10 protein-coding genes are annotated in these 13,831 nt (G+C 73.4%); 3 read left to right on the top strand and 7 right to left on the bottom strand.

The features are described 5' to 3' along the window. Positions 1-16: 16 nt before the first annotated feature. The 4 genes from ABZ919_RS12215 to recG all read right to left on the bottom strand — a co-directional run bounded on the left by ABZ919_RS12215 (position 17) and on the right by recG (position 4,624). Complete coding sequence (locus ABZ919_RS12215; protein WP_361246070.1) at positions 17-1,093, bottom strand: cell division initiation protein; 1,077 nt, start codon at positions 1,091-1,093, stop codon at positions 17-19. Between the two features lie 57 nt (positions 1,094-1,150). Next, complete coding sequence (gene coaD / locus ABZ919_RS12210; RefSeq protein WP_361246424.1) at positions 1,151-1,630, bottom strand: pantetheine-phosphate adenylyltransferase; 480 nt, start codon at positions 1,628-1,630, stop codon at positions 1,151-1,153. 26 nt (positions 1,631-1,656) lie between these two features. Continuing rightward, positions 1,657-2,244 (bottom strand): 16S rRNA (guanine(966)-N(2))-methyltransferase RsmD, encoded by a 588-nt coding sequence (gene rsmD / locus ABZ919_RS12205; RefSeq protein WP_361246067.1) that lies wholly within the window; start codon positions 2,242-2,244, stop codon positions 1,657-1,659. Between the two features lie 109 nt (positions 2,245-2,353). Further along, on the bottom strand, positions 2,354-4,624 hold the full coding sequence (recG, locus tag ABZ919_RS12200; protein ID WP_361246064.1) for an ATP-dependent DNA helicase RecG: 2,271 nt from the start codon (positions 4,622-4,624) through the stop codon (positions 2,354-2,356). 221 nt (positions 4,625-4,845) lie between these two features. Between recG and ABZ919_RS12195 the strand changes: the two genes are divergently transcribed. Continuing rightward, positions 4,846-6,684: an HSP90 family protein gene (locus ABZ919_RS12195; protein ID WP_361246061.1), complete on the top strand. Its 1,839-nt coding sequence runs from the start codon at positions 4,846-4,848 to the stop codon at positions 6,682-6,684. Beyond that, entirely contained in the window at positions 6,681-9,671 is a 2,991-nt protein-coding gene (locus tag ABZ919_RS12190) for a tetratricopeptide repeat protein (protein WP_361246058.1), read from the top strand. Before ABZ919_RS12195 ends, ABZ919_RS12190 begins: the two co-directional genes overlap by 4 nt. A gap of 60 nt (positions 9,672-9,731) precedes the next feature. Here ABZ919_RS12190 and ABZ919_RS12185 read toward each other — a convergent pair whose 3' ends face one another. Further along, positions 9,732-11,438, bottom strand: coding sequence for a DAK2 domain-containing protein (locus ABZ919_RS12185; protein WP_361246056.1), 1,707 nt, complete (start codon positions 11,436-11,438; stop codon positions 9,732-9,734). 259 nt (positions 11,439-11,697) lie between these two features. On the opposite strand from ABZ919_RS12185, the gene rpmB reads away from it, so the two are divergent. Beyond that, the gene (gene rpmB, locus ABZ919_RS12180; RefSeq protein WP_009190838.1) at positions 11,698-11,883 is read left to right on the top strand and encodes a 50S ribosomal protein L28; all 186 of its coding nucleotides are present in this window, start codon (positions 11,698-11,700) and stop codon (positions 11,881-11,883) included. Between the two features lie 108 nt (positions 11,884-11,991). Here rpmB and thiD read toward each other — a convergent pair whose 3' ends face one another. Continuing rightward, entirely contained in the window at positions 11,992-12,786 is a 795-nt protein-coding gene (thiD, locus tag ABZ919_RS12175) for a bifunctional hydroxymethylpyrimidine kinase/phosphomethylpyrimidine kinase (protein WP_361246053.1), read from the bottom strand. Next, entirely contained in the window at positions 12,783-13,748 is a 966-nt protein-coding gene (locus tag ABZ919_RS12170; RefSeq protein WP_361246050.1) for a thiamine-phosphate kinase, read from the bottom strand. Before ABZ919_RS12170 ends, thiD begins: the two co-directional genes overlap by 4 nt. Positions 13,749-13,831: the final 83 nt, after the last annotated feature.

Below are 13,831 nucleotides of genomic sequence, written 5' to 3'. Positions count from 1 at the left end.
GGCCCAATCCGGGACGTCACTGCAGACCGCGCCCCTGCTCGTAGGCCCGCAGCTGCTCCGCGCTGATCATGCCGGTGTCGAAGAGGCTGGTCTCGTCCAGCGCGTAGCCCTGCTGCTGGTGCTGCTGGTGCTGCTGGGCCTGGTGCGGGTCGTAGGCGGCCTGCTGGGGGTCGTAGGAGCCCTGGTAGGCGGCGGCGTAGGGGTCGGCCTGCTGGTAGCCGTAGGGGTCCTGGCCGTAGTCGGGCTGCTGGGGGAAGCTCCCGTAGGGGTCCGGCTGCTGCTGCTCGTACGCATACGCGGGCTGCGGCTCGTACGACGGCTGCTGCGGCTTCGCCTGGGCGGACCGGTCCACGCGCTCGGCGGGGGCGTCCTGCTCGGCGAGCGCGGCGAGGTCGGCGAGGTAGTCGGCGTCGCTGGAGTGCTGGAAGGTCGTGGTGTCGTCGGCGAGGGCACCGAGGTCGTCCGTGGCGATCCGGCCGTGCAGCTTCTGCCGGCCGCGGCCGACGGCCTCCAGGGTCTTGGCGAGGACCGCCTCGAAGGCACCCAGCTTGGCGTCGACGTACTGGTCGGCGTTGTGGCGCAGGGTCTCCGGGTCGTGGCTGCGCTCGGGTGCGTCCTCGTCCTCGTAGCCGTTCTCGTCCAGACCGGGACCGGTGCCGAGCAGCTTCTCGCGGCCGCGGCCGACCGAGCCGAGGGTCTTGGTGAGGACGACCTCGAAGTTGGCGAGCTTGGAGTCCACGTAGTCGTCGGCCTCGGCGCGGATCTCCTCGGCCTCCTTGCGGGCCTCGGCCAGGATCCGGTCGGCCTCGGCCTGGGAGCGGCGGGCGACCTCGGTGTCGGAGATCAGCGAGCCGCGCTCGGCGTGGGCGTTGCCGATGATCCGCTCGGCCTCCATGCGGGCCTGCTCGACCATCTGCTCGCGGTCACCGATCAGCTCCTGCGCCTGCGCGAGGGAGCCGGGCAGAGCCTGGCGCACCTCTTCGAGCAGCGCGAGCAGCTCGGCGCGGTTGACCACGCACGAGGCCGACATGGGCATGGACCGGGCGCCGGAGACCGTGGAGACGATCTCGTCGAGCTTCTTCTGCACGTCCACCTGTGCTCGCCACTCTCTACAGCCGGGATGGAGACGGACGGGACGACTGTAGTCCCATCAGTCCTTGCGCAGGCGCTCGTTCAGGGCCTCCAGCACGGGTGCCGGCACCAGGTGGGAGACGTCTCCGCCCCATGCGGCGACCTCCTTGACCAGCGAGGAGGACAGGAAGCTGTAGGTGGGGTTGGTGGGCACGAAGAGCGTTTCGACGCCGGTGAGCCCGATGTTCATCTGGGCCATCTGCAGTTCGTAGTCGAAATCGCTGACGGCACGCAGGCCCTTGACGATGGCGGGGATGTCACGCTGCTTGCAGAAGTCGACGAGGAGGCCGTGGAACGCCTCGACCCGGACGTTGGCGTAGTCGGCGGTGACCTCGCGGATCAGCTCGATCCGCTCCTCGATCTCGAACAGGCCCTTCTTGGACTTGTTGATCATCACCGCGACGTAGACCTCGTCGTACAGACGGGAGGCTCGGGCGATGATGTCGAGATGTCCGTTGGTGATCGGGTCGAACGACCCGGGACAGACGGCGCGGCGCACTTGTGATCCCTCGCTCTCCGGTCCGGTCATCGTGCGTCTTCGCACGTAGAGGCGGCGCGACCGTACCAAAACGTTCCCTCGCCGTAGCGGCGGGACCGGATGGCCTCGAAGCCGTCCGGCCACCGGAATTCACCGCCTCTGGTGCTGCGCTCCACGGTGACGAGCGCTTGCTCAGCGAGCCAGCCTTCCGAGTGGAGTGTGAGCAGAATCTCGCGAAGATCGTCGTCCGTGACGGCGTACGGGGGGTCGAGGAAGACGAGGTCGTACGGCTCCTGCGGGGCCGGCGCCTTGATGATCTGTTCCGCTTTGCCCGCTCTGACCTCGGCGCCGGGCAGGCCCAGGTTCCTCACGTTCTCGCGGACGGTCCTCGCCGCGCGGGCGTCGGCCTCGACGAGGAGGGTGTGGCTCGCGCCGCGGGAGAGGGCCTCGAGTCCCACGGCTCCCGAGCCGGCGTAGAGGTCGAGGACCCGTTCGCCGTCGAGGGGGCCGCCCAACAGTGACTGCCAGGTGGAGAAGAGGCCCTCGCGCGCACGGTCCGAGGTGGGCCGGGTTCCGGTGCCGGGGGGTACCGAGAGGCGCCGTCCGCCGGCCCGGCCGGCGATCACGCGGGTCATGTGGGGTCCTTCTCCGTGGGCGGCTTTGCGTTCATTGTGGCTGGTCGCGCCCGCACGGCGGTAGCCGCATGGTCCGTACGGCCCCGCGCCCCTCGGGAACGCTGCCGCCTCACCCCTTCTCCAGGTACTGCTCCCTCTCCTCGTCCAGCAGGGCGTCCAGTGCTGTCCGCAGGCCCGGAAGGTCCCGCAGCTCGGGATCCGCGGTCACCACCGCCGTCGCCTCCTCCCTCGCCTCCGCGATGACCTCCTCGTCCTCGATGACCGCGAGGACGCGCAAGGAGGAACGGACGCCGGACTGGGCCTGGCCGAGGACGTCGCCCTCACGGCGCTGTTCGAGGTCGATGCGGGAGAGTTCGAAGCCGTCGAGGGTGGAGGCGACCGCGTTCAGGCGCTGGCGGGCCGCGCTCGCCTCGGGCATCTCGGTGACCAGGAGGCACAGGCCGGGGGCCGAGCCACGGCCGACGCGGCCGCGCAGCTGGTGGAGCTGGGAGACACCGAAGCGGTCGGCGTCCATGATGACCATCGCCGTGGCGTTGGGGACGTTCACGCCGACCTCGATGACCGTGGTGGCGACCAGGACGTCGGTCTCGCCGGCCGCGAAGCGGCGCATCACCGCGTCCTTGTCGTCGGGGTGCATACGGCCGTGCAGGACCTCGACCTTCAGACCGTGCAGGGGGCCCCCGGCCAGCTGGTCGGCCACGTCCAGGACCGCGAGCGGCGGGCGCTTCTCCGCCTCGTCCTCGGGGGACTTCTTCCCGCCGGCCTTCTTCGGGTCGGCCGCCTCGTCGATGTCGTCCCCGATCCGGGGGCACACGACGTACGCCTGGTGACCGTTCGCCACCTCCTCGCGGACCCGCTCCCAGGCGCGGGTGAGGAAGTGGGGCTTGTCGGCGGCCGGGACCACATGGCTCGCGATCGGGGAGCGGCCGGCCGGGAGCTGGTCGAGGACGGAGGTCTCCAGGTCGCCGAAGACCGTCATGGCGACCGTGCGCGGGATCGGGGTGGCCGTCATGACGAGGAGGTGGGGGGGCTGCCGGCCCTTGCCGCGCAGGGCGTCGCGCTGTTCGACGCCGAAGCGGTGCTGCTCGTCGACGACGACCAGGCCGAGGTCGTGGAACTGGACCTTGTCCTCGATCAGGGCGTGTGTGCCGATGACGATGCCGGCCTCGCCGGTGACCAGGTCGAGCAGGGCCTGGCGGCGGGCGGCGGCGCCCATGGAGCCGGTGAGCAGGACGACCTTGGTGGCGTGCTCGGTGCCTCCGTCCCGTCGCCCGCCGCCGCCCTTCTGCGGAGGCGCATCGCGCCACAGCCCCCAACTGGCCAGCTCGCCCATCATCTCGGTGATCGAGCGGTGGTGCTGCTGGGCGAGGACCTCGGTGGGCGCGAGCATGGCCGCCTGGCCGCCCGCGTCGACCACGGCGAGCATGGCGCGCAGCGCCACCAGGGTCTTCCCGGAGCCGACCTCCCCCTGGAGGAGGCGGTGCATCGGGTGGTCCGTGGCGATGTCGTCGAAGATCTCCCGGGAGACCTTCTGCTGGCCCTCGGTGAGGGTGAAGGGCAGGCGGTCGTCGAAGGCCGTGACGAGGCCGTCGGGGCGGGGTGTGCGGGGGACGGCCGGGAGCTGGGCGTCCGCGTGGCGGCGGCGGGCGAGCGCGACCTGGAGGACGAAGGCCTCGTCCCACTTCAGGCGGGCGCGGGCGTCGGCGATGTCCGCCTTGCTGTGCGGCCGGTGGATCTTCAGGAGGGCCTCGGGGAGCGGCAGCAGGCCGCGGCCCTCGCGCAGGGAGGGCGGGAGCGGGTCGAGGGCTTCCCGGGCCGTGGGCAGCACCGTCTGGACCGCCTTGCCGATCTTCCAGGACTCCAGCTTGGCCGTGGCCGGGTAGAGGGGGATCAGCGCGCCGGCCCAGCTCTCCACCGTCTCCTCGCTGTCGCCGCGCAGCAACTCGTAGGCGGGGTGGGCGAGTTGGAGACGGCGGTTGAAGAGCGAGACCTTGCCGGCGAACATCGCGCGGGTGCCCGGCAGCAGTTCCTTGTGGGGCTTGTGGACGCCGTTGCCGAAGAAGACCAGCTGCAGCCGGCCGCTGCCGTCGGTGATCGTGACCTCCAGGCGCTGGCCCTTTCCCCGCGGGGCCCTGGCGGAGGCGAACGTGTGCAGGCGGGCGTCGGCGACCTGGGCGACCACCGTGACGTGCTCGTCCATGGGGAGGTCGGCGAGGTGGGTGAGCTGACCGCGCTCCTCGTATCTGCGGGGGTAGTGGTGGAGGAGGTCGCCGACGGTGTGCAGGCCGAGGTGCTCGGCCATCACCTTCGCGGTGGCGGGGCCGAGCACTGACTTCAGTGGCTGTTTCAGTGGTTCTTCCAGTGCGGGCACGAGATCCATTGCACACCACGGCACCGACAATGCCGTAGCGCTGCCCTGCGGATTCGCCCGGGGCGTTGCCCTGCGGATTCGCGACGCCCTGCCGGACGAATCCGGAAACCCCTGGTCAGGTGGGCCTTTTCGGCTCTAGGATGACGCGCTCCGGCCATCCTTCGCGGTCACCGCCCCGCCGGGACCGCCCGACCCCGCGCCGCACGCTCTCCCCCTCCGGCGCAGTGACGATGGACTCCCAGACCTCACAGTCATCCCAGGCATCACGACCACCTCACCCACCTCACATGTTTCAGGTCGACCTGCGCGGTCTGGTGGACCTGCTCTCCCATCACCTCTACTCCAGCCCCAAGGTCTACCTGCGCGAGCTGCTGCAGAACGCGGTGGACGCCGTCACCGCGCGGCGCGCGGCCGAGCCGGGCGCCCCCGCACTGGTCCGGCTGCACCCGGCGGACGGCGGCCTGCGCGTGGAGGACAGCGGGATCGGGCTCACCGAGGCCGACGTGCACGACCTGCTGGCCACCATCGGGCGCAGCTCCAAACGGGCCGAGGGGCTGCAGGAGGCCCGCTCCGACTTCCTCGGCCAGTTCGGCATCGGGCTGCTCGCCTGCTTCGTGGTCGCCGAGCGGATCCGGGTGGTCAGCCGCAGCGCCCGTACGCCCGGCGCGCCACCGGTGGAGTGGACGGCGCGCGACGACGGCTCGTACACCGTGCGGACCCTGCCCGACTCCGCACGGCCCGAGCCCGGTACGACCGTCCACCTGACCGCGCGTCCCGGGGCGGCCGAGTGGCTGGCGCCCGAGCGGGTCCTGGCCCTGGCCCGGGACTTCGGCGCGCTGCTGCCCTACGACGTCCGGGTCGGCGAGGAGCCGGTCACGGATCTGCCCGCGCCCTGGGACCGGCCGTATCCGAGCCCGTCGAGCAGAAGGGTGGCGCTGGCCCGGCACTGTCACGAGCTGTTCGGGTTCGCGCCGCTGGACTCGATCGAGCTGAACGTGCCGCTGGCCGGGATCCGCGGGGTGGCGTACGTGCTGCCGTCGGCCGTGAGCCCCGCCCAGCGGGCGACCCACCGGGTGCATCTGAAGGGCATGCTGCTCACCGAGCGGGCCGAACAGCTGCTCCCCGACTGGGCGTTCTTCGTGCGCTGTGTGCTGGACACGGACAGCCTGCGGCCGACGGCCTCCCGGGAGTCGCTGTACGAGGACGAGACGCTGGCCGCCGTGCGGGAGGCGCTCGGCGAGCGGATCCGCTCGTGGCTCACGGGGCTCGCCGCCGGTGATCCGGAGCGGCTGACGGCCTTCCTCGCCGTGCACCACCTGGGAGTGAAGTCCCTGGCCCGGCACGACCGCGACATGCTGCGCACGATGCTGCCCTGGCTGCCGTTCGAGACGACCGACGGGCAGCTGTCCCTTGAGGAGTTCGCGCAGCGGCACCCGGTGGTGCACTTCACGCGGACCGTCGAGGAGTACCGGCAGGTCGCGCCGATCGCCTCCGCGCAGGGTGTCGGCGTGGTCAACGGCGGCTACACGTACGACAGCGACCTGGTCGAGGCCCTGCCGTCGGTGCGGCCGGGGACGGTGGTCGCCGAGCTGGACGCCGACACCGTCACCGCGCACCTGGACGCCGTCGACCCGGGCGAGGAGCTGGGCCTGTCCGGCTTCCTGGCGGCCGCGCGCGCGAAACTCGACCCCCTGGGCTGCGATGTCGTGCTCCGGGCTTTCCACCCGCTGTCGGTGCCCGCGCTGCACCTGGACGACCGGGCGGCCCGGCACGAGCAGGCGCGGGCGGCGGCCGAGGAGCAGTCCGACGACCTCTGGGCGGGGATCCTGGGCTCGCTGCGCGGCAGCGCCCCACGCGCGCGTCTGGTGCTCAACCATCTCAACCCGCTGGTGCGGCGCATCGGTTCACTGAGGGACCCGGAACTGATCGGCACCGCCACCGAGTCGCTGTACGGGCAGGCCCTGCTGATGGCGCAGCGCCCGCTCAGACCGGCGGACTCGGCGCTGCTGAACCGGGCGTTCATCGGCCTGCTGGAGTGGGCGACCCACGGGGAGCGTGACGGACGATGAGCGGGATCACGGACTTCCACGCGCTGCGCCGGGCGATGGCGGAGAACTCCGAGGAGCCGGAGGGCCCGGCCCGCAACGCGCGCGCGGAGCAGCTGCTGGCCGAGGCGGAGGGCCTCGGCATCCCGCTGGCGGTCGTCGAGGCGCTCGGGCACCAGCTGAAGGTCTACAACTACAGCTCCGAGAAGGACAAGATGTTCGTCCCGTTCGCGCGGCTGCTGCGCATGTGGGACGAACGGCCCGAGGACTTCGACGAGTACGAGGCGCACTCGCTGCACTGGGTGTTCAAGTGGATGTCGGCGGGCATGCTGGACCAGCCGCACATCCCGCTCGCCTCGGTCGAGAAGTGGCTCGGCGAGATGGAGCACCGCTACCGGCTCGCCGGATACTCCCAGCGCGCCGTGCGGAGCGCCGAGTTCAGCGTGGCCGCGCACATCGGTGACGTCACGCGTGCGGAGCGGGCGTACGCCGCGTGGCTGGCGGCGGACCGGGACCAGATGGCCGACTGCCCCGCGTGCGAACTGCACGTGCAGGGCACCTGGCAGGTCGAACGCGGCCGGGACGAGGAGGCGATCGGCCTCTGGCGGCCGGTGCTGGAGGGTGAGTTCGCCTGCGCGCACGAACCGCACACCGTGCTGGCCTCCTCGCTGGCGCCGCTGCTGCGGCTGGGCCGGCTCGACGCGGCCCGAGCGAACCATCTGCGCGGCTTCCGGCTGGTGCGGCCCATGGAGAGCATGCGCGGCGCGTACGCCGACCATGTGGAGTTCTGCGTGCTGACCGGCAACGAGGCGCGCGCCCTGGAGCTGCTCGCCGAGCGGCCGGCGTACTTCACCGACACCGGGCATCCGCGCAGCCGGCTGGACTTCATGGCCGTGGTGGCGCTGCTGATGGACCGGCTGGCCGAGCTGGGGCTCGCCGGGCAGCGGGTGCCGGGACCGGCCGGGCGTGCCTGGACGGCCGGGGAACTCGCGGCCCACGCGCGAGCCGAGGCGCTGGGCCTGGCCGAGCGGTTCGACCTGCGCAACGGCACGTCGCACGTCGGCGACCGGGCACGCGCGCGTATGGCCCAGCGGCCACTGGTGGACCGCCTCCCGCTGGGCGTGCGTACGGTCCGCACGCCGTCGGTCCAGGCGGCCGCGCCCCCGGCGCCGCGCGCGCACGAGGACGCGCCGGACCTGGCGGCCCTGCTCGCCGAGGCGCGGCGGCTCTCGGAGACGCTGCAGCCGTACGCCCTGGAGGCCTGGGCGGCGGTCGCGCGGGCCGCCCAGGACACCGAGCTGGAGCCGCGCGACCGCGCCGAGATCGCCGACCACGAGGCGATGGCCCGCGGCCCCGAGGGCATCGAGCTGTTCGAGCGGGCGGCGGCGCTGTACGCGGAGGCGGGCGATCCCGGCGAGGCCCTGGCGGCACGCGCGCGTGGCGCGTACGTCCGCGCCCTGGCGGGCGAGGTCGCCGCGGCCCTGGAGACGGTCACCGGCCTGTACGACGAAGCGCTCGCCCTCTATGCCGAGGAGGCCACCGGCGTACGGCAGGCGGCGTCGGTGGTGATGAGCCGGGCGCGGATCCTGATGCGGCGACTGCACGAGGGATCTGGGGAGACGGTCGCCCCGGAGACGTTCACTCGGACCGAGCAGGCCGTGCGTGAGGTGCTGGCGCTGGTCGCCGGGCGGGGCACGGACGACGTGCGGCTGGCCGCCCGGGCCGCGGAGGCGCGGGCGATGCTCGCCGAGCTGGCCGGGCTGCGCGGGGACGCGGGCCGGGCCGCGGAGCTCCTCCGGCGGGCGGCCGCCGACTACGTGGGCGCGGGGCTGCCGTGGTTCGCCGTGGAGTACGAGGTGCAGGTCGCGGCGCTGGCCCAGCAGACCGGTGACCCGGCGGGGGCCGAGCGGGCGCTGCGGTCCGCCCTGGAGCACGGCGGGCCGTACGTGGAGCCGGTCGGGCGGGCCCAGCTGCATCTGCAGCTCGCGGAGGTCCTCGGCGGCCGTGGTGAGGTCGCCGAGGCCACCGAGCACGCCTTGGAGGCCGCGCACCGGGCCGACGAGGCGGGTGAGGGCGCCACCCTGGGCGCCTGGGCGCGGCAGCAGCTGGGCGGGCTCCTGCTGCGGCAGGGGCGGTTCGCCGAGGCCGCCGAGGTGCTGGAGTCGGCGCTGGCCGACCTGTCCGCCGGGACGCACGGCGACGGGGCCGTCGTACAGACGCAGTGGTGGCTCGGCGACTGTCTGAGCGAGCTGGGCGACCACCGGGCGGCCGCCGAGCGCCGGCTGGGGGCGGCCGAGATCGCCCGGCGCTGGCCCGAGCAGGAGGACCATGCCACGCTCGCCCATCTCGCCGCCGAGTCCCTGAGCCGGGCCGGCCTGCTGCAGGAGGCTGACCAGGCCTACAGGCGCGCCGGCGACCTGTGGCGCGCGCTGGGCAACCCGGCCTTCCTGGTGCGCTCGCTGCGCGCCCGCGGCTGGCTGGAGCTGCGCGGGGAGGGCGGGGCGGAGGGCGCCCGGGAGCTGATGGCGGAGGCGGTGCGGGAGTGCGAGCGGGCACTGGAGGCAGTGGCCGACCCGGTTCTCCGGGCACAGCTCGGGGAGGAACTCGCACACACGCACCGCCAGTTCGGGGACCTGCTGGCACGATCGGCGGCCGAAGAAGCCGGGGAGGCTGAAGAAGCCGGGGAGGCTGAAGAAGCCGGGGAGGACGGGGAAGCCGGGGAAGCCGGGGAGGACGGGGACGGCGCGTTCCGGGCGGCGTTCGAGGCGGCGCTGGTCCAGATGGACCGGGCGGCCGCGCTGTTCGGCTCGCTGGGCGCGGACGGGCTGCACGACCGCACCGGCGCCGAACTGGCCGCGGGCCGGCTGGAGGCCGGCCTGGGCCGGCCCGCTCGGGCGGCGGCACGCGCGCGTGCCGTCCTCGCGGCCTACGCGGATGCCGGCGACGAGGACGGGACCGCACGGGCCCGGCGGGCGGAGGCGGCCGAGCTGCTCGACGAGCCGCGGTCCTGAGCCCGGGCCGGCCCGCTCACCGCCGCCCGGGCGCCGCCGCTCGCTCCCCCGGCCGGCTCGTCACTCCACGCCGATGAGCAGCAGGGTCCCCTGCCGGCCGCCGCGGTACACCACCGTGTCCACGGCGAGGTAGGACTCCCGCACACGGGCCTCCAGGTGCTCGGCGACGGCCTGCGGGGCGTCGTCGCCGACGACGAGGGTGACCAGCTCGCCGCCGGCCTGGAGCATGCGGTCCAGAACGGTCGCGGCGGTGGCGGTGACATCGCTGCCGATCACCGCCACGTCGCCGTCGATCAGCCCGAGCACGTCCCCGGCCTGGCAGATGCCGGCCGTCGTCCAGGACTGCCGTTCGGCGACGACGACCTCGGCGTACCGGGTGGCGCCCGCCGCCGCGGTCATCTGGACCACGTCCTCGTCGAACCGGCGCTGCGGCTCGTGCACGGCCAGCGCGGCGATGCCCTGGACCGCCGAGCGGGTCGGGATCAGGGCCACCCGGATGCCCTGGGTGCGGGCCTGCTCGGCGGCCGCGGCGGCCGGGTGACGCAGCTCGGCGTCGTTGGGGAGCAGCACGACCTCGCGCGCGTGGGCCCGCCGTACGGCCTGCACCAGCTCGCCGCTGGCGGGCGGCTCCCCGGGGCGCGCGAGGACGGTCGTGGCGCCCGCCTCGGTGTACAGCCCGGCCAGGCCCTCGCCCGGTACGACGGCGACGACGGCGCGCTGGGCGCGCTCGCGCGGGGGCCGCTCGCCGCCGGTGTGCACGTCCCCGAGCCCGAAGTGGGTGATCCGGATCCGGTACGGCCGCCCTGCCTCCACGCCCGCCTCCACGGCGGCGCCCGCGTCGTCGACGTGCACGTGGACGTTCCACAGCCCGTCGCCGCCGACCACGACCAGGGAGTCGCCGAGGGCGTCGAGACGTTCCCGGAGCCGGGCCACGGCCGCGTCGCCGGCCTCCAGGAGGTAGATCACCTCGTAGGCGGGCCCGCCGGTGTCGGCCGGGTCGGCGCAGAGGTCGGCGCCCCACATGTCCTCCACGCGCGCGTGGACGCCGGGAGCGGCCTGTGAGGCCTCCCGCGGCGCCGGAGCCTCCCGTGCCGCGGGCGTCTCCCGCACCGCCTCCCCGGTGAACACCTCCACCAGCGCCCCCAGCACCGTCACCAGGCCCCGTCCGCCGGCGTCGACGACCCCGGCCCTGCCGAGCGCGGGCAGCTGGCCCGGAGTGGCCGCCAGGGCCGTCCGCGCGCCCTCGTAGGCGGCCCGCGCGACCGTCCCGCAGTCGCCCTCGGTCTCCTCGGCGGCCTCGGCGGCGGCCGAGGCGACCGTCAGCACCGTGCCCTCGACCGGGTGGGCGACGGCCTGCCGGGCGGAGTCGGCGGCCCGCCGCAGCGCCAGCCGCAGCCCCGCGCCGTCCGTGTGGGGCGTCTCACCGCCGGTGCCGGCCAGCACCTGCGACATGCCCCGCACCAGCTGCGCCAGGATCGTCCCGGAGTTGCCGCGGGCGCCGATGAGGGCCCCGTGGGCCATCGCGTGCACCGCGTCCGCCAGAGAGGGCTTCTCCGCGCCCGTCTCGTACCCGGCGAACACCGCCTCCACGGCCGTCGCCGCCGATTCCAGGGTGAGGTAGAGGTTCGTACCGGTGTCGCCGTCGGCCACGGGATAGACGTTGATCGCGTCGATCTCCTCCCGTGCGCGTCCCAGCGCTCCGAGCGCCAGACCGCACCAGGTGCGCACCGCGAGAGCATCGAAGAATGTCTGCGGCACCTGCGCCACCTGCGCCTCCCTGAGCCGGCCGTACGTGGGACGCAGCGTAGACCCCGTGGCGGTGTCCGCCGGAAGAGGGCCGGAGCGGGGCCCTGAGCTGCCATGGTAATTTCGTTGAACGGGCGCAGCCGTTGTATGCTGCTCCGGTTGCCCGATCCTGATCGGGCCATTCCCCCTGGCAACGCCACTCAAGATCTCAGGTCTTAGGACCTCGATCCCGGCCTGCCGGGATCAACCGTAAGTGCATCTGAAGTCTTTGGAGTGACCCGTGGCTGCCAACTGCGACGTCTGCGGCAAGGGGCCGGGCTTCGGCAACAACATCTCGTTTTCGCACCGCCGTACGTCCCGCCGCTGGAACCCGAACATCCAGCGTGTGCGTACCGTGGTCGGCGGGACGCCGAAGCGCGTGAACGCTTGCACCTCGTGCATCAAGGCCGGCAAGGTCTCGCGCTGACGCCAACAGCTGAGCGCGCGGCCACTGCTGGTTCGCTGCACTGAGCCGGTCCACCTCAGGGTGGGCCGGCTTTTTGCCGTACCCCAGAACCCGAGACCCCGAGGCGCATCAGGCGCGGAAGCGCCACCCGTGATCCACGGGGCCGATGCCCGCGCCCAGCACGAAACCGGCGGCGATCGCGCCCGTGACGTACGCCTTGGCCTCCTGGACCGCCTCCGGCACGCCCAGCCCCTTCGCCAGCCCCGACGCGATCGCGGAGGCCAGCGTGCAGCCCGTGCCGTGGGTGTGCCGGTTGTCGTGACGCGGGGCCCGCAGCCAGTGCTCCGCCGAGCCGTCGGTCAGCAGGTCCACGGCGTCCGCGGCCCCGGCCAGATGGCCGCCCTTGATCAGCACCCACCGCGGCCCGAACTCCAGCACGGCGTCCGCGGCCCGGCGCAGATCCTCCTCGGAGTGGACCCGCACCCCCGTGAGTTGGGCCACCTCGTCGAGATTCGGGGTGGCCACGGCGGCCACCGGCAGCAGCTTCGTCCGTACGGAGTCCAGTGCCGAGGCGGCCAGCAGCGGGTCGCCGTGCTTGGAGACGCCCACGGGGTCCACCACGGCCGGCGCGTCCGTGCCGGAGATCAACTCGGCGACCGTCCCGACCAGTTCCGCGGAGGCCAGCATGCCCGTCTTCACGGCCTGGACACCGATGTCGTCGACGACGCTGCGGTACTGGGCCCGGACCGCCTCCACGGGCAGTTCCCAGGCGCCCTGGACGCCCAGCGAGTTCTGCGCGGTCACCGCCGTGATCACGCTCATCCCGTGCACGCCGAGCGCGAGCATGGTCTTCAGGTCGGCCTGGACGCCGGCGCCGCCGCCGGAGTCCGAGCCGGCCACCGTCAGCACCCTGGGCAGGCTCATGACTCGATGTCCCCGAAGTGGTCCCAGCCGCCCTTGCTGGTCCAGGGCGCCCCGTCGACGGTCACCTGGGGCAGCGCGGAGGGGTTGAGGACCTCGCCGATGACCTTCCAGCGGGCCGGGAGCTTGGTGTCCGGCGGGAAGGTCGCGACGATCGCGTGGTCCTCTCCCCCGGTCAGCACCCACTGCAGCGGGTCGACGCCGACGGCCTGACCGATGTCGTTCATCTGCGAGGGGATGTCGATCGCGCCGGAACGGACGTCGATGCGGACCTTGCTCGCCTCGGCGATGTGCCCGAGGTCGGCGATCAGACCGTCGCTCACGTCGCACATCGCGGTCGCGCCCAGGGCGGCGGCGGCCGGACCCGCGTGGTACGGCGGCTCGGGGCGCCGGTGGGCCTCCACGAAGGCGCGCGGGGAGCGGAAGCCGCGTGACAGGACCGCGTAACCGGCCGCGGACCAGCCCAGCCAGCCCGTGACGGCCACCAGGTCACCGGGCTGGGCACCGGCGCGCGTGACGGGCTCCTGGTTGCGCAGATCGCCGAGCGCGGTGATCGACACCATGATGGTGTCACCGCGCACGACGTCCCCGCCGACCACGGAGGCGCCCGCGACCTGGCACTCGTCGCGCAGCCCGTCCATGAGCTCGCTCGGCCAGGTCACCGGGAGTTCCGCGGGGACGACCAGACCGAGCAGCAGAGCGGTCGGCACGGCGCCCATCGCGGCGATGTCCGCGAGGTTCTGCGCGGCGGCCTTGCGGCCGACGTCGTACGCCGTGGACCAGTCGCGGCGGAAGTGCCGCCCCTCCAGCAGGATGTCGGTGCTCGCCACCACCCGCCGGTCGGGCGCGGCGACCACCGCGGCGTCGTCGCCGGGGCCGATCCGGACCGCCGGAGTGGTGGTGAGACGGGAGGTGAGCTCCCTGATGAGCCCGAACTCCCCGAGCTCACCAACAGTGCCCTTCATTTCCCTTGCTCCCCTTCTCTCCCTAGTCGTGCCCAGTCGCGCGTCATCAGTGTCCCCGATACCGTCTAGGTGACTGTCGATAC

This window comes from Streptomyces sp. NPDC046759 (genome assembly GCF_040645475.1).
Lineage (GTDB): Bacteria > Actinomycetota > Actinomycetes > Streptomycetales > Streptomycetaceae > Streptomyces.
Note: the sequence above shows the minus strand (reverse complement) of the source record. Positions and strands in the feature narration are given on the sequence as shown.